The following is a 14,919-nucleotide window of genomic DNA, read 5'->3' as shown; positions in this document are numbered from 1 at the left end:
TCCAACTTTTTCCTGCTTCTTTCCTAAGCTCCTCCCCCCAGTGGAGGGTGAGAATTGGGGTGGGGGAGAACCGCCGCCTGTTTACTTCTTTGGAGTTTCCCGCTCGTCTTCCTCGAGCATCCGGTGCTTGGGGCGCTCCATGTCGTGGAATTCCCCGCGCTGCACCGCCCAGAGAAAGAAGAGCCAGCATCCGCAACCGAGAAAGAGCGACAGTCCCATCAACGCGATAAGCGAGCTAACCATTTCTCCTCCTCATCAGCCTGAGCGAATTGCCGACCACGCAGATCGAACTGAGCGCCATGGCTGCGGCGGCGTATACCGGCGTCAAGCGCCCGGTCATGGCGAGCGGTACGCCGACCACGTTGTAGAGAAAGGCCCAGGCCAGGTTCTGCCGCACCACCGCCATGGTGCGCCGCGCCATCCGGTGCGCCTGGGCCAGCCGCTCCAGGTCGGGCTTGGCCAGCACCAGGTCGGAGGTTTCCATGGCGATGTCGGTCCCCCCCGCGACGGCGCAGCCTACGTCCGCAGCCGATAGGGCGGGGGCGTCGTTGATGCCGTCGCCCACCATGAGCACCGTGCTTCCATCCTCGCGCAGCCTCTCGACCTTCGCCGCCTTCTCCGCCGGGGAAAGCTCCCCCCAGGCCCGGTCCATGCCGGCCGCGGCCGCCGCCTTTTCGCTGCACTCCTGCCGGTCGCCGCTGAAAAGAAGCGTCCCGATCCCCTCCCTTTTGAAGTAGGAGACGAGCCCGGGAGCGTCCTCCCTGATCCGGTCCTTCAACACCAGGCAACCGCAGTAGCGACCCCTGTGCGCGACCCCTACCACGATCCCCCCCTCCGGCGACTCGACCCGGTCCGGCACGCCGCCGGCGCCGGTCCGCCTCAGAAAGCAGACGCTGCCGACGGCGACCGCTTCCCCGGCGACCCGGCCGGTGACCCCGCCGCCGGCGAGAGTTACCAGTTCCTCTCCCACCGGGTAGGCGATGCCGTTCGCCTGAGCGTAGTCGCGCACCGCTTTGGCGATGGGGTGCAGCGACCCGCGCTCCACCGCCGCTGCCCAGGAAAGCACCTCCCGGCGGGAGAACCCGTAAGCCGGCTGGACGTCGACCAGCATGGGAGCCCCGCAGGTGAGGGTGCCGGTCTTGTCGAAGACGGCGACGGTGACCCGGCTCAGCCGCTCCAGGATATCCCCCCCCTTGAAGATCACCCCTGCCGAGGCGGCCGCGCCGGTCCCGGCGAGGATTGCCGTGGGAGTCGCAAGCCCCAGGGCGCAGGGGCAGGCGATGACGACGACGGCCAAGGAGGTCATGAGGCTCAAGCCGAATTCCCCGCCGCGCGAGTAGTGCCAGCAGAAGGTGGCGATGGCCAGGGTGAAGACCGCGGGGACAAAATAGGCGCTGACGCGGTCGGCCAGGCGCTGGATCGGCGCGCGGCGGCTCTGCGCCTGCTCCACCAGGCGCGCCACCCGCGCGATGAAACTCTCCTCCGCCTCCCTTTCGCAGCGCACCCGGACCGCCCCGGTCAGGTTGCAGCTCCCGGCTATCACCTGGTCCCCCACTTTCTTGAAAAGGGGGAGCGGCTCGCCGGTCGCGGCGGATTCGTCGACGTCCGTGGCCCCCTCGGCTATGGCGCCGTCGACCGGGAAGCGCTCCCCTGGCGCAACCAGGATCAGGTCACCCCGACGCAAAAGCGACGGGTCCACCGGCTCCAGTTCCTCCCCCTTGAAGCGCTGCGCCTCCCCGGAGCAAAGCTCCATCAGCCTCTCGATCCCCCCCGAGGCCCTCCGCTTGGCCGCATTTTCCAAGAGCCTCCCCACGAGGATCAGGGTGACGATCATGGCCGCGGTCTCGAAGTACACCTCGCCGCCTGCGAAGGTCGCGTAGACGCTGTAGCCGTAGGAGGAAAGGGCGCCTGTGGCGACGAGGAGCTCCATGTTGGGGGAGCCGTTGACGATGCCGCGCCAGGCGCCGCGGAGAAAGGGCCAGCCGCAGTAAAAGACGACCGGCGTGGTCACAAGCAGCGAGAAGAGCTGCAGGTAATTCTTCATCTGCTGGTCGATCCCCTGGAAGAATCCCGCGTAAAGGGCGAAGGCGTAGGCCATGAGCTGCATGGAGAGAAATACCGCGGTGCCGAAGCGAAAGAGGAGGTCCTTCTGCTCCTTTAGCGCCACCTCTTTCGCGGCGTTGCGGGTGTAGGGGCGGGGGAGGTAGCCCAGCTCGTCTATCCTGGAGAAGATCTGCGCCGGCGAGGTGCGCGAGCCGTCGAAGATGACCCGCGCCCTGCCGGTCGCATAGTTGACGCGGGCTTCCAGCACGCCGGCGATCCTGCCGATTATCTTTTCGTTGAGCCAGACGCAGGAGGCGCAGCGGATGCCGTCGATGATGATGTCGATGGCGCTTCCCGCACCCGCCGTGTAGACGAAGCGGGCAAGGTAGCTGTCCTGGTACTTCCCCTGGAAGGCCTTGGGGGATAGCCCCGTTTCCCGCCACTCCCGGCGCCGGTAGAAGTCGTCGAGCCCCGCCCCGCTGATAACGAGGTAGGCTCCATGGCAGCCGTGGCAGCAAAAGTTCAGGGTGGCGCCGCCGGCGCGCTCCTCGACCAGCACCCCGGCGGGGATCTCCGCTCCGCAGTGAAAGCATGGGAAGTGGGGAGTCGTCAATTGAAGAACACCACCCTCTGGCTTGCGCTGGCCTCGCCTCTGGTGAAGCGCAAAACCCCCTGAAGCTCGCTTTCAGCGGTTGCCGGCCACGGCGCCCGGAATACCCCCGGCGCGCTCTCGAGAAGCTGCAGCGGGGAGGCTGCCCTTTTTTCCCTTGTTGGGTGCAGGGAAAGCTTGCCGCCGGCAACCGGCGCCCCCTTTTCGTCGCAGACCCGGACCAGCAGGTCGCGCCCGGAAAGCGTCGCCGTCAGGGTCCAGTCGAGCCCGGGGTTCCTGGCGCCGCTTTCGGTGCGGTCGTAGTTGAGCCCGTTCTGGTAGTAGTCGGGGTCGGTGACGCGGCTACCCAGGTGGCCGGAAGCGAAGAACGTCGCGGCCATCCCCGCGATGAAGACGCCGAAGAGCGTCAGCAGGACGACACGGTAGCAACAGGTGGTTTTCGCGGTGCGCTTGGTCATGAGATTCGTCCTTTATCGCTACTCTACTGCCACAGGGAGCGGCGTCGCCGCCAGCACCTTTCCTTCCGACACGAGCCTCAGCTCGCCAGTGAGCGCGCCCGCGGGCGCCGGGTTCACCTTGAGAGCCAGGTCGACCTTCCGGTTCGCGTTTCCCGGTATCCGCAACCCCTGAACCGGACCGATCAGCTCCACCCGGCGCCCCGGCAGCGGCGCCGCTTCCAGCGAGAAGGCTCCGCCGCGGGTGGCGCGGTTCTCCAGGTAGACGGTGTAGAAGTTGACCAGTGAGCCATCGGGGAGGAGCTTCACCTGGGCGCCGGCCGCACGCTGCAGTTTCAGCGTCGCCTCCTTCCTCCCCGCGATACCAAAAGCAAGAAGCGTCGCCAGCAAAAGGAGCAGCGCCCCCAGGATGATCGCCTTCCGGTTCAGCCTGACCGGCTCTCCAGGCGCGTTGCCGAAGCTGTAGCGGATGAGACCCTTGCCGCCTCGTTTGCCCATCACCTCGCGGCAGGCGTCGAGGCAGCGTCCGCAGTTGATGCACTCGACCTGCAGGCCGTCGCGGATGTCGATCCCCATGGGGCAGGCCCTGACGCAGGAGCCGCAGCGAAGGCAGGCATCCTTGCGGGCCGGGTTGAACTCAAGCGTCAGGGTGCCGCGCTCCATGGTCATGAGCTGGATCCTGCCATAGGGGCAGACGCTCTTGCAGAAGCTGCGCCGCACGAAAGCGAGGTCCAGGTACACGAGCAGCAACACGGAGGTGAGGGTGATCCCGGCGACAGCGCCGATATCCCCGCTTGTAAGCCGCTGGAAAAACTGCGGCGGTGCTATGAAGTACCAGACCATGTTGGAGGCGACCAGCGCGGAGAGGGCGAGGTAGGAAATATGTCGCGCCAGCCGCTGCCAGGGTGCGGGGGGGAGCCCGCCGAGCCTCGCGTCGGCCCAGTCGGCCAGGTCGCACAGGGTGGTCTGGGGGCAGAGCCAGCCGCACCAGACCCGGCCAAAGAGCATGGTGACGAACAGGAAGCCAAAGACCAGGATCAGCACCACGATGAGGAAGAGGTAGAACTCCTCGATGCGCAGGCTCGCGCCGAAGAAGAGGAGGGTCCTGCTGCCGGCGTCCAGGCGCAGCAGCGATTGCCCCCCGGCCTGGAGAAAAGGAATCGTCAGCAAGAGGAGCGAGACCAGCCACTGTACGCCCTCGCGCCAGGGGGCCAGGCGCCCCTGCGGCTTCACCCCTTGCTTCAAAGCGACAGCACGAACTGCACTAGCCCCTGCACCTTGTCGCCGGACAGGTCGTTCTTGAAGCTCGGCATTCCACCTGGGCGGCCGTCGACGATGCTAGTGGTCACTTCGGGGGCGCTCCTGCCGTACTTGTAATTTTTGCTGGTCAGGTCGGGGCCGATGCCCCCCTTGCCGTCCGCTCCGTGGCAGGCGGCGCAGCGCTCGCCGAACTCTTTCTTCCCCTCGGCGATCAGGTCGGTGCTCCGGATCTCCTCGTTGGCGCTGCGGGGTGAAGCCTCCTCGTGCTTCTCTTTCTGGACCGCCAGCCGGGCCTCCTTTGCCTTCTTGATCTGGTCGAACTCGGCGTACGAGCTCCAGCCGCTGAAGAGGTAATACCCCATGAAGGGGATGGCCCAAAGGATCAGCCCGTAGAACAGGATCCTGAAAACCAGGGGGGATTTCTTTTCCGGTCGGTACCTGATGCCGTCGTATTCCTTATTTTCGTCGGACATCTCGTCCTCCTTTGTCTGTCTCTTTGGGGTGGTCGTCGTCCATCATCCGGTACTTGGGCTCCTCGCCGCGGGCCTTGTGCTTCTTGCTGTAGGTCCGTGCCACGATGGCGGCGAAGATCAGGAAGAGCGCGATAGTGACCCCGAGGTAGTAGATGCTCGCCAGATCCATGTTAGCGCCTGTGCACGGATTTGATGTAGGTGACCACCTTCCAGGTCCTCTCTTTGCCGAGGGAGTCTCCGAAGCCGGGCATCCCGGCCTGGGTGCCGCTGTAGATGATGCCGAAGACCGCCGCGTCCGGCTTGTCCATGTCGCGCAGGTCCGGTCCCACCTCGCCCTTCAGATCCTCCCCATGGCACTGGGCGCAGTGCTCTCGGTAGAGCGCCTTTGCTTCCGGGAGCACTGCCTTGTTGTCCTGGAAGGGGTTCTTGAGTTCTCCCATGACCTCGGCGCGGCCGGTCTTTCTCCAGGGTATGTCGTTACCCACCTTCTGCAGGTAGGCGACCATGGCGTCCAACTCCGTCTTACCCTTGAGCGCATCCAGGTCCGCCTGGGTGTAGGGGAAGCCGAGCGCCTTCATCTTCCGCTCGGTGAGGCTCGTGTCGAGCGGCTGCTGCATGAAGGCGTAGGCGGGCATGTTGGAGCGCGGCACCATCGAGCGGGGATCCTTCATGTGCTTCACGTGCCAGGCGTCCGGGTACTTGCCGCCGATCCGGGCGAGGTCCGGGCCGTTTCTGCGGGAGCCCCAGAGGAAGGGCTGGTCGTAGACGAACTCGCCGCTTTTGGAGTACTCGCCGTAGCGCTCCACGTCGGAGAGAAGCGGCCGCACCGTCTGGGTGTGGCAGTTGTTGCACCCCTCGCGGATGTAGATGTCGCGCCCCTCGAGCTGGAGCGGCGTGTACGGTTTCACCGAGGCGATGGCGAGTTTCGGGTCGTTGATCCACCGGAAGGGGAGCACCATGGTGATGACGGTGCCGACCAGGATGGTGAGGGTGGCCAGGAGCAGGAAAACGATCGGTTTATTCTCTATCATGGCGTCTCCTCCCTAGGCCGTCTGCGCCGCGGCATGCGTCTTCGAGCCGGCGACGGTCTTCCAGATGTTGTAGAGGAACACGCTGAGCCCGGCGAGATAGACCACCCCTCCCATGGCCCTTATGTGCCAGTAGGGGTAGATCTCGATCATGGTCTCCATGAAGCTGTAGTGGAGGCTTCCGTCGGGGTTCGTCGCGTTCAGCATCGCCGCCTGCTGCACCCCGGCGATCCACATGCTGATGGAGAACATCAGCTGCCCGGCGAGCACCAGCCAGAAATGGATATTGGCCAGCCGTACGCTGTAGATCTCGGTACCGTAGATGCGCGGGACGGTGTAGTAGATCGCGGCGAACAGCACCAGCGAGACCCATCCCAGCGTCCCCATGTGCACGTGCCCCGGGACCCAGTCGGTGAAATGGATGAAGGCGGAGAAGGTCCTGATGGCCTGGGAGGGGCCCTGCAGCGTCTGCATCCCGTAGAAGGTGATGCCGAAGATCAGGAACTTGACCAGGTAGTTCTCCCGCATCTGGTGCCACTGGCCGTTCATGGAGAAGTAGCCGTTGAAGACCGCGGCCCAGGAGGGGGCGATCAGCATCACCGAGAACCCCATGGCGAGAGTCTGCACCCAGTCGGGCACCGGCGCCCAGAGCAGGTGGTGCGCCCCGGTCCAAAGGTACATGAAGATGAGGCTCCAGAAGGCGATCACGCCCATGCGGTGGCTGTAGATGGGGACCCCGGTCGCCTTGGGGAGGAAGTAGTAGAAGATCGCCAGGGGGGGAGTGGTGAGCACCATGGCGACGGCGTTGTGGCCGTACCACCACTGGACGTTGGCGTCGTTGGCCCCGGCGTAGGCGGAGTAGGACTTGGTGAGCGAGACGGGAATAGAGGCGTTGTTTACCAGGTAGAGCACCGCGACGCCTGCCAGCGTGGCCAGGATGTACCAAAGCGAGATGTACATCTGCTCCTCGCGGCGCTTGACGATGGTCATGACGATGTTAACCGCGAAGATGACCCAGACCACCACGACGAGGCTCGCTACCGGCCACTCCAGCTCGGCGTACTCCTTGGAGCGGTTCATCCCGAGGGCGAGCGTCACAGCGGCGAGTGCAATGGCGAGGTTGAAGAGCCAGAGCTGGATCCGAGCGAGGCCCGGGCTCCAGATCCCGGTACGGGTGAGGCGCTGGGTGATGTAGTAGAAAAAGGCCATGAAGCTGCCGATCCCCCAGCCGAAGATGCCGGCGTTGGTGTGCACCGGGCGCAGCCGGCCGTAGGTCAGGTAGGGGGGGAGGTTCAACTGCGGGAAAGCGATCTGGAACGAGATCAGCACCCCGACCAGGACCGCCACGAGTCCCCAGACCATGCTCCAGGTGATGAACCCCTTGACGACGTCGTCCGCATAACCTTCCTGTTGATTCATGCCAGCCTCCTGGAGATGGATGGGAAATTGCTCTCTCAGACGTTGCTGCGCTTGCTGCAGCTTCTGTATTGTCAGTCATAACGTACTGGATGTTCCAGCTTTTGCAGTATCTCTAATCTCTGTGGCAGATAATATGAGAGTACCAAGCCGGCAACAACTTGTTAGTTTATGGTGCAAACCGAGTTTAGCAAGCGACAAAGCGGTATACGTTGTGCCTGGTAAAAGAACCGCTCCCTCTATGTCGGTTTCTTTCCACCTTTTTTCTCGTCCAGCGGTTCCGGTTTGCAGAGCAGCGCCTCACTGTGCGCCGCGCGTGCGCACTTGCGGCAGATGAAGCGCGGTTCCGCCACTAGTTTCTTCAATTCCTTCAGATTCTCCTTTATTTCGTCCTTGTCCCACTTGCATAGAGGCTTATTTTCTTTCGACATCGCAGGATCTCCTTTGATAGTGGTTCGACCAACTCTCTTTGAACTGGCGGTGAAAGTTCTCATTTTCTCTCATAGCCCGACTAATGCCATTATATTAAATAAATTTAATCGCAATCTGGCTGCGGAGACGGTTGAAATGGATTCCTTAGTCGTTATAGTAGTTGAACTTTCAAAAAACTTTACTACTTCAATGTTAAAGGGGGATACAGTATGTCCATGTTTTGCCGTCAGTGTGAGCAGGCCGCCAAGGGAACCGGATGCGATGTCATGGGTGTCTGCGGGAAGAGTCCCGAAGTGGCGGCGCTTTTGGACCTTTTGCTCCACGGTCTCAAGGGGCTTGCCATCTATGCCGACAAGGCGCGTGCACTGGATGCCCGCAACACCGTCGCCGACATGTTCCTCATCGAAGGGCTCTTCACCACGGTGACCAACGTCGATTTCGATCCGGTGCAGCTGGCCGGCAAGCTCAGAAGGTGCTACGACCTGAAGGAACAGGTCAAGGCACTGTACGAGGGGGCCTGGCGCGAGAAGCAGGGGGGGACGCCTGCGGCCATCACGGACGGCCCCGCCGCCTGGGTTATCGCTGATACCCTGGAAGGGCTCGTGGCCCAGGGTGAAACCTGCGGCGTCAAGAGCCTGCACAGCGACCCCGACATCCTCTCCTCCATCGAGATCATCATCTACGGCTTGAAGGGTATGGCGGCCTACGCGAACCACGCCTGCATCCTCGGGAAGACCGACGAGGAGGTCTTCGCCTTCTTCCACAGCGCGCTTGCCGCCACCACCGACCCGAACAAGGGGCTGATGGACTTCGTCGGCATCGCCATGGAGTGCGGCAAGCTCAACATCAAGGTGATGGGGATGTTGAACGAGGGGCACGTCGAGCGCTACGGCCACCCGGTCCCGACCAAGGTCCAGCTTGGCACCCGCAAGAACAAGGGGATCCTGGTCTCCGGCCACGACCTCAGGATGCTGGAGGAGATCCTCAAGCAGACCGAAGGGAAGGGGATCGACATCTACACCCACGGCGAGATGATCCCGGCCCACGGCTACCCGGCGCTCAAGAAGTACCCGCACCTCTACGCCAACTTCGGCGGCGCCTGGCAGGACCAGCACAAGGAGTTCCAGTCCTTCCCCGGCGCCATCATCTTCAACACCAACTGCATCCAGCGCCCCGCCGACAGCTACAAAGACCGCCTCTTCACCTGGGGCGAGGTGGGGTGGCCCGGCGTCAAGCACATCGCCGGCTGGCACTTCGACGAAGTGATCAACAAGGCGCTCGAGTGCCCGGACCTCCCCGACGCTCCGGGCAAGGAGATCCTGACCGGCTTCGGGCACAACGCCGTCCTCGGCGTGGCCGACAAGGTCATCGAGGCGGTGAAGGGTGGAGCGGTCAAGCACTTCTTCCTGATCGGCGGCTGCGACGGCGCTAAGAGCGGCAGGAACTACTACACCGAGTTCGCGGAGAAGGTCCCCAAGGACTGCATCATCCTGACCCTTGCCTGCGGCAAGTACCGCTTCAACAAGCTCGAGTTCGGGGACATCGGGGGCATCCCGCGCCTTCTGGACGTGGGGCAGTGCAACGACGCCTACTCCGCGGTCCAGATCGCCCTGGCCCTGGCCGGAGCCTTCAACTGCGGCGTCAACGATCTGCCGCTTTCCTTCATCCTTTCCTGGTACGAACAGAAGGCGCACGTCATCCTGCTTTCGCTTCTGCACCTGGGGATCAAGGACATCAAGCTCGGTCCCATGCTTCCCGCCTATCTCTCGCCGAACGTGCTGCAGTTCTTGGTCAGCAACTTCAACATCAGCCAGATCGGCACCGTCGACGCCGACCTCAAGGCTAGCCTCGGGCAATAGAAGAAAAGGGAGGGAACGGGCAGCACAGGAACCGTCCTCCTGGCAGCAGCACGCAGCACCAGAGCAGATGTAGCTCCTTTAGCGCCAGGTCCGAAAAGACCTGGCGCATTTTTTATGCGCGTATGCGTGCAGGTCGCATGCGATCAATAAAAAAAAACCCCCTTTTGCAAGGGGGCAAGGAGACAACTGCTTAGTAGTAATTGAAGCTCGAAGCATCTAGAAGTAGCAGCTTCAGCTCCTTCAGCGCCAGGCCCGAAAGCCTGGCGCTTTGTTTGACGCTAGATATTGGCCGCGGGGGGGACGACTACCTCCTCGGGCGCGAGCTTGTCCGAAGGCTTCAGCGTGAACAGGTGCCAGATGGTGGTGAGGACGCCCCCCAGGAACACCAGCCCGACGCCGAAGGCGACCCTGAACCAGAACATCATGGTCTGCTGCGCGGTGCTGTAGCCTATGTCGAGGAAACGCTCCAGGTAGGTCTGCAATATCCCGGCGATCCCGAAGACGAGACCTAGCATGAACATCGCGATGGTGGTGATCCAGAACCCCCAGCGCCCTGCGGTGTCGTGGTACTTGGTGATTCCCTTAAGTCGCGGCATGGCGAAGTAGAAGATGGTCAGGTTCAAAAGGGCATAGGCGCCGAAAAAGGCGAGATGCCCGTGGGAGACGGTGATCTGGCTCCCATGGGTGTAACGGTTGATGGGTGGGAGCGTGTGCATGAACCCCCAGAGCCCGGCGCCGACCAGGTGGTATATGGCGAGCCCCACGATGTAATACCAGGTGAGCGGATTGACGATGGGATTCTTGCGCTCCCGCACGTGCATCCAGGTGTCGACCACCATGAGCACGATGGGAAGCGGCTCCAGCGCGCTGAAGATGCCGCCCCACCAAAGCCAGTAGTCCGGCGCCCCGATCCAGTAGTAGTGATGGCCGGTCCCCACGATGCCGGTGAACAGGAACAACCCCGTCTCGACGTAAAGCCATTTCTCCACCACCTTGCGCTCGACCCCGGTCACCCTCATGATGATGTACGCCATGATGGATGCGGTGACTATTTCCCAGGCCCCCTCCACCCAGAGATGGATCACCCACCACCAGTAGTAATAGTCCGTGTTTAGGTTGCGGTAAAAAGGCATGCCGAAAAGGTACATGAGCGCCAGGAAGGTGACCCCCCCCAAGAGCATCCACTGCAGCGCGGTCTTCACCTTGGCCTTGATGATGGTCATGGCGACGTTGGCTATGAACAGGAGCGCGGCCACCACGATGAGGGCGTTCAGCGGGAAGGGGATCTCCAGAAGCGGCTTGCCGCGGGTCCAGCCGAACAGAAAGCCGATCACGGCGGTCACCGCCGCCGCCACGAAGATGATCAGCTGCAGGTAGGCGATCTTCGTGCTGTAGAGCTCGCGGTCGCACTCGGGAGGGAGTATGTAGTAGGTCCCCCCCATGAAGCCGAGGAGCATCCAGGCGACGAGGGTGTTGGTGTGGATCTCGCGGGCGGTGCTGAAGGGAAATACGTTGACCAGTTCCTGCGGCAGCGTGAAGGCGTAGTTGATGGAGAGCCAGAGCCCCATGATGACCTGCAGGATGAACAGCACCAAGGCCAGCCGAAAGTACCAAAGCGAGACGCGCTGGCTCTCGAATTCGATGGTCTTCATTGCTTCACCTCCTTGGTGCTCCTGAGGCTGAGCACGAAATCGGCGATGACGCCGGCAGTCTGCAGGCTCACATCCTGCGGCGGCATGGTGACGCCCGGCCGCACCGATTGCGGGTTGATGATGTAGTTGATCAGGGTCTGCCGGTCGTAGGTGATGCGGTTGGCGATGGCGGTGAGGTCGCCGCCGACGTTGCGCCCCTGGTGCTCGAAGGTGTGACAGCCGCCGCACGCCTGCAGCACCAGGTGCACCTTGTCCAGCTTCTGCGGCTGGGATTCCCTGAGCTTGTACGCCTCGACGAACTTCTCGTCCTGCGGCGGCCACTTCCGGTTCTCTATCTCGCTGGTCCAGCGCAAGAAGGCGATAAGCTGCCTGGTCTCGGGCTCGGTTATCCCCAGTTGAGGCATCTTCCTGAAGGAGTTTTTGTACATAACCTCAGGGTGCTGAACGATGGAGGCGATGTTGTTGTCGCCCAGCCGGTAGATGGCCTTGGTCATGTCCGGGGCGTAGTAGCCGCCGAAGCCCAGGATGGTGTGGCAGTCGTTGCAGTTGTACTTGTGCCAGACCTTTTTCCCGGCCACTACTTCTTCGGTCAGCTTGTCGGTGTGCGTGTACTTCGGGGTCTGCAGGTGGAAATCGTAGGTCATCCAGAGGAAGATGGCGGCTGAGACGAGGGTTCCCAGCCAGAAGATGAGACGAGCCGCTTTTCCTGTCATGCGCCCTCCCTGTCTGTCATCTATAATTTTCAACTTCTAATGATTTGACCAACAGAAGGATACACATGGGGAAGGGGATGTCAACCTCAGCCGGCGTCAACTCATCGAAAGCATGGGGCTCGGGAAGGGAAGGGTGGGAACTGGAAGCGGGACTGACGGCCCGAAACGGCTAATGTGAGGGATTATTCCCGGTCGCGGGAACGGAGGCGGCACTTGAGCGGGCAAAGAGCGACTGCGACCAGAACGAACCAGAGCAAGGCGACGCCAGCAACTACGAAAACCATGGTTTCTCCTTCTTTCCGGGGGGGGAAGGCCCCCCCGGCAATGATGTAATCGTTTACTACTTTGCAGCCTTGGGGAAGAGGATGTTGTTCTCCAAGTGAACGTGCTTGTGCAGGTCGTCCTCGAAATCCTTCAGCTTCTGGTAGGTGACCATGAAGGTGTTGCAGACATCCCCGGGGACGGTGTAGTTGTTGGCCAGCCGCCTTATCTCGTGCACCGCAGCCCCCACATCGTCATGCTCGTGGCTCAGGTCGGCCAGTATCTCTTTCAACTTGGCGATTTCCTGTGCCTCGGAGCCGGCTCCCTGTTTTCGCAGCTCCGCCAGCCTTTTTACCGCCGGGAAGAGCTCTTCCTCTTCCTTTTGCAGGTGCAGCATCAGTTCGCCCCCAACTTTCCGGAAAATGGCGGCTATCTCGATCACTTCGGGATGGTTGGCGCCATGCACCTCGGCGATCTTCTGAGAGTAGGCGGTGATGGTCGGGATGCTTTCCCTCAGATAGGCGTGGTGCGTGTTGACGATGTAGTCCGCCAGGAAAGGGAGTTCCCAGGCGTCGTAATTCTGGCTGCGATCCAGGGGGCGCTCTGCCGCCTGCTCCAGTTCACGCCGCACCGCCTGCGGATCGACCCCCTTCTCGCGGCAGGCCGCTTCCAGAGGGACATTCCCTCCGCAGCAGAAGTCTATGCCGTACTTTTCCAACACCTCAGCTGCGCGGTAGTCCCTGGCAACCACGGCGCCTACGGTTTCTGAATCGGTAGTTTCGACGGAATTCTTTACTGTTTTATCCATGGTCGGTCTCCTTGCTACTGCCGGCTTCGAGCGGTGCCCCGCCGATCCGGAAAAGAGATGTGATCTACCTTACAGCTTCAGATGGTAGCACCGACGGGAAAAAAAGGCATGATGCAGATCAAGAAATTGATGAAGGCATGGCCGCTGAAGGTTCAACGTTCCCAGGTTGAGACGCCGAAGTTGGAGGTGAAAAGGGGAAAGTGCGGGGGGGGAAGTAGCCAGCGGTAGGGATCGGGAGATGGCGGGAGGAAGATGCCGGCTTTGCCTTTACCGCCAGCCGTGCGGCGGCGCAGGCTCTGCCGAGAGTTACACCCTGCCGGCGTTTTTGTTCACGAAAGTGCCGATGGCGCGGTCCTCGGTGGAGATGTGCTGTACCAGCCACGAGGTGATGAAGTTGGTCATGGTGGTCACCAAAGCCTGGCTCAGACCTTCCACCTTCAAGCGCTCTTTAAGCTGGTTGACATTTTCGATGAAAGCCCCGTGCTTCTGACGGTGGGCGTGGAATGCAGGGAAGGCCAGTTGCTGCATCAGTTTTTCCTCTTCCTTGAAGTGGGTGACGGCATAGGCTTCGAGGAACCAGAACATGCGCAGGGTGCCCTCGGTATTTCCGTCGGACTGGTACGCGTCGAGAAAACTGTTGAACTTGTCAAAGAGAAGCTTGTGCTGGATGTCTATCTCCAAGACGCCGATGCTGAGATTGTCCTGCCACTCTATCGCCACAATTTGCCTCCCGGTAATGATCCAGCGAACAGTCCTACTCTTATAGCGCATGACGCAGTTGCTTATCAAGATCTAATCTTCGGCCTATGATCTGTGGCCGTTGGGCGAAAGTCAACGCATCAGGGATCAAATGAATTGCAATTCCGGGGAGTATCATGATATTTCCGTGATCGTACAGTCTTTTAGAACAAGTGCGGAGGTAGGTCTTGGCAAAAAAGGGCAGGGCGGTAAACAGACGTAAACCTTCACCGGGGGGGCGCAGGCCGTGGGTCGCGCTGCTGGCGGTCGCCATACTGATCGCTCTGGCCCTGTTCTTTCTGGAGAAGAGCCGCAAGGAGCCGGCGCCGACTGCGCCGGCAAAGGTCGCAGCACCGGCGGTTTCCACTCCGCATCTCCCGCTTCCCGAGCATGAAAAGCCGGTGCAGCAAACCCTCTCGACTGCCCGGGTCCCGGTTCCCAAGCACCATGCCGCATCCCTTCCCAAAGCGCATGGGCCGGGGCGCGTAGCCGTCATCATCGACGACATGGGGAGCAGCCTTCAGGAACTGCAGACGCTGCAATCCATCGGGCTCCCCATCACCTATTCCATCATCCCGAGCCTCCCCCGCGCGCGGCAGGTGGCCGATTCCGCGCATGCGGCCGGCGCGGAGGTGATGGTGCACATGCCGATGGAGCCCGAGGGGTATCCGAAGCAGAAGATGGAAAGCATAGGGCTGCTCGTCGCCATGGACGACGCCGAGATAGCGAAGCGGGTGAGCGATTATTTCAGCCGCGTACCGCACGCCGTCGGTGCCAACAACCACATGGGGTCGCGCTTCACCCAGCATGCGGACAAGATGGAGGCGGCGCTCGGGGTCTTGAAGGAGAAGGGGGTTTTCTTCATCGACAGCAGGACTTCTCCCGCCTCGGTGGGGTACCAGACCGCCCGCGCGCTGGGGATAAAGGCGGGGACCAGGCAGGTGTTCCTGGACAACGTGCAGGACGAGGGGGCCATAGGGAAGCAGCTTTTCGAGGCCGCCACCATCGCCAGGAAAAGGGGCGGGGCTATCGCCATCTGCCACCCGCACCCCGCGACCCTGCGCGCCCTGAAGGCGTACCTGCCGGAGTTGGCTAAAACCGGCATCACCTTCGTCTACGCTTCCGCTTTAACCAGCTAACCTGCTGACCTACAAAAAAAGGCGCAAAGGAC

Annotated in this window: 15 protein-coding genes; 2 read left to right on the top strand and 13 right to left on the bottom strand. The window is 61.9% G+C overall.

The window, feature by feature from the left end; genetic code table 11:
- Positions 1 to 81: 81 nt before the first annotated feature.
- The 9 genes from ccoS to GEOBRER4_RS14585 all read right to left on the bottom strand — a co-directional run bounded on the left by ccoS (position 82) and on the right by GEOBRER4_RS14585 (position 7,716).
- The gene (ccoS, locus tag GEOBRER4_RS14625) at positions 82 to 243 is read right to left on the bottom strand and encodes a cbb3-type cytochrome oxidase assembly protein CcoS (RefSeq protein ID WP_185242929.1); all 162 of its coding nucleotides are present in this window, start codon (positions 241 to 243) and stop codon (positions 82 to 84) included.
- Positions 236 to 2,656, bottom strand: coding sequence for a heavy metal translocating P-type ATPase (locus GEOBRER4_RS14620; RefSeq protein WP_185242928.1), 2,421 nt, complete (start codon positions 2,654 to 2,656; stop codon positions 236 to 238). Before GEOBRER4_RS14620 ends, ccoS begins: the two co-directional genes overlap by 8 nt.
- Positions 2,653 to 3,111 carry a FixH family protein gene (locus tag GEOBRER4_RS14615; protein ID WP_185242927.1) on the bottom strand — a complete coding sequence of 153 codons (459 nt, stop codon included), beginning with the start codon at positions 3,109 to 3,111 and terminating at the stop codon, positions 2,653 to 2,655. The genes GEOBRER4_RS14620 and GEOBRER4_RS14615 overlap by 4 nt, the downstream gene beginning before the upstream one ends.
- 18 nt (positions 3,112 to 3,129) lie before the next feature.
- Positions 3,130 to 4,341: a 4Fe-4S dicluster domain-containing protein gene (locus tag GEOBRER4_RS14610; RefSeq protein WP_226377794.1), complete on the bottom strand. Its 1,212-nt coding sequence runs from the start codon at positions 4,339 to 4,341 to the stop codon at positions 3,130 to 3,132.
- A gap of 8 nt (positions 4,342 to 4,349) precedes the next feature.
- The gene (locus GEOBRER4_RS14605) at positions 4,350 to 4,841 is read right to left on the bottom strand and encodes a c-type cytochrome (protein WP_185242925.1); all 492 of its coding nucleotides are present in this window, start codon (positions 4,839 to 4,841) and stop codon (positions 4,350 to 4,352) included.
- Positions 4,825 to 5,010 (bottom strand): cbb3-type cytochrome c oxidase subunit 3, encoded by a 186-nt coding sequence (locus tag GEOBRER4_RS14600; RefSeq protein WP_185242924.1) that lies wholly within the window; start codon positions 5,008 to 5,010, stop codon positions 4,825 to 4,827. The genes GEOBRER4_RS14605 and GEOBRER4_RS14600 overlap by 17 nt, the downstream gene beginning before the upstream one ends.
- Before the next feature lies 1 nt (position 5,011).
- A complete protein-coding gene (locus GEOBRER4_RS14595) occupies positions 5,012 to 5,872 on the bottom strand; it encodes a cbb3-type cytochrome c oxidase subunit II (protein WP_185242923.1) in 861 nt (286 codons plus the stop codon).
- Positions 5,873 to 5,884: 12 nt separating this feature from the next.
- Positions 5,885 to 7,288: a cbb3-type cytochrome c oxidase subunit I gene (locus GEOBRER4_RS14590; protein WP_185242922.1), complete on the bottom strand. Its 1,404-nt coding sequence runs from the start codon at positions 7,286 to 7,288 to the stop codon at positions 5,885 to 5,887.
- A gap of 236 nt (positions 7,289 to 7,524) precedes the next feature.
- Positions 7,525 to 7,716 (bottom strand): hypothetical protein, encoded by a 192-nt coding sequence (locus tag GEOBRER4_RS14585; RefSeq protein ID WP_185242921.1) that lies wholly within the window; start codon positions 7,714 to 7,716, stop codon positions 7,525 to 7,527.
- A gap of 210 nt (positions 7,717 to 7,926) precedes the next feature.
- Between GEOBRER4_RS14585 and hcp the strand changes: the two genes are divergently transcribed.
- Complete coding sequence (gene hcp / locus GEOBRER4_RS14580) at positions 7,927 to 9,576, top strand: hydroxylamine reductase (RefSeq protein WP_185242920.1); 1,650 nt, start codon at positions 7,927 to 7,929, stop codon at positions 9,574 to 9,576.
- Between the two features lie 278 nt (positions 9,577 to 9,854).
- On the opposite strand, the gene GEOBRER4_RS14575 is transcribed toward hcp, so the two are convergent.
- The 4 genes from GEOBRER4_RS14575 to GEOBRER4_RS14560 all read right to left on the bottom strand — a co-directional run bounded on the left by GEOBRER4_RS14575 (position 9,855) and on the right by GEOBRER4_RS14560 (position 13,730).
- The gene (locus GEOBRER4_RS14575) at positions 9,855 to 11,228 is read right to left on the bottom strand and encodes a cbb3-type cytochrome c oxidase subunit I (protein WP_185242919.1); all 1,374 of its coding nucleotides are present in this window, start codon (positions 11,226 to 11,228) and stop codon (positions 9,855 to 9,857) included.
- Entirely contained in the window at positions 11,225 to 11,941 is a 717-nt protein-coding gene (locus tag GEOBRER4_RS14570) for a c-type cytochrome (RefSeq protein WP_185242918.1), read from the bottom strand. Before GEOBRER4_RS14570 ends, GEOBRER4_RS14575 begins: the two co-directional genes overlap by 4 nt.
- Before the next feature lie 340 nt (positions 11,942 to 12,281).
- Entirely contained in the window at positions 12,282 to 13,010 is a 729-nt protein-coding gene (gene ric / locus GEOBRER4_RS14565; RefSeq protein ID WP_185242917.1) for an iron-sulfur cluster repair di-iron protein, read from the bottom strand.
- 306 nt (positions 13,011 to 13,316) lie between these two features.
- The gene (locus GEOBRER4_RS14560) at positions 13,317 to 13,730 is read right to left on the bottom strand and encodes a bacteriohemerythrin (RefSeq protein ID WP_185242916.1); all 414 of its coding nucleotides are present in this window, start codon (positions 13,728 to 13,730) and stop codon (positions 13,317 to 13,319) included.
- Positions 13,731 to 13,936: 206 nt separating this feature from the next.
- Here GEOBRER4_RS14560 and GEOBRER4_RS14555 point away from each other — a divergent pair, with 206 nt between their 5' ends.
- On the top strand, positions 13,937 to 14,887 hold the full coding sequence (locus GEOBRER4_RS14555) for a divergent polysaccharide deacetylase family protein (RefSeq protein ID WP_185242915.1): 951 nt from the start codon (positions 13,937 to 13,939) through the stop codon (positions 14,885 to 14,887).
- Positions 14,888 to 14,919: the final 32 nt, after the last annotated feature.

It is taken from the genome of Citrifermentans bremense (assembly GCF_014218275.1).
GTDB classification, from domain to species: Bacteria; Desulfobacterota; Desulfuromonadia; order Geobacterales; family Geobacteraceae; genus Geomonas; species Geomonas pelophila.
This window is presented reverse-complemented; position numbering and strand designations above follow the sequence as displayed.

Excerpts from the sequence above, each read along its gene's own strand:
- ccoS (WP_185242929.1), bottom strand. The coding sequence starts at position 243 with ATGGTTAGCTCGCTTATCGCGTTGATGGGACTGTCGCTCTTTCTCGGT.
- GEOBRER4_RS14615 (WP_185242927.1), bottom strand. The coding sequence starts at position 3,111 with ATGACCAAGCGCACCGCGAAAACCACCTGTTGCTACCGTGTCGTCCTG.
- GEOBRER4_RS14605 (WP_185242925.1), bottom strand. The coding sequence starts at position 4,841 with ATGTCCGACGAAAATAAGGAATACGACGGCATCAGGTACCGACCGGAA.
- GEOBRER4_RS14600 (WP_185242924.1), bottom strand. The coding sequence starts at position 5,010 with ATGGATCTGGCGAGCATCTACTACCTCGGGGTCACTATCGCGCTCTTC.
- GEOBRER4_RS14595 (WP_185242923.1), bottom strand. The coding sequence starts at position 5,872 with ATGATAGAGAATAAACCGATCGTTTTCCTGCTCCTGGCCACCCTCACC.
- GEOBRER4_RS14590 (WP_185242922.1), bottom strand. The coding sequence starts at position 7,288 with ATGAATCAACAGGAAGGTTATGCGGACGACGTCGTCAAGGGGTTCATC.
- GEOBRER4_RS14585 (WP_185242921.1), bottom strand. The coding sequence starts at position 7,716 with ATGTCGAAAGAAAATAAGCCTCTATGCAAGTGGGACAAGGACGAAATA.
- hcp (WP_185242920.1), top strand. The coding sequence starts at position 7,927 with ATGTCCATGTTTTGCCGTCAGTGTGAGCAGGCCGCCAAGGGAACCGGA.
- GEOBRER4_RS14575 (WP_185242919.1), bottom strand. The coding sequence starts at position 11,228 with ATGAAGACCATCGAATTCGAGAGCCAGCGCGTCTCGCTTTGGTACTTT.
- GEOBRER4_RS14570 (WP_185242918.1), bottom strand. The coding sequence starts at position 11,941 with ATGACAGGAAAAGCGGCTCGTCTCATCTTCTGGCTGGGAACCCTCGTC.
- ric (WP_185242917.1), bottom strand. The coding sequence starts at position 13,010 with ATGGATAAAACAGTAAAGAATTCCGTCGAAACTACCGATTCAGAAACC.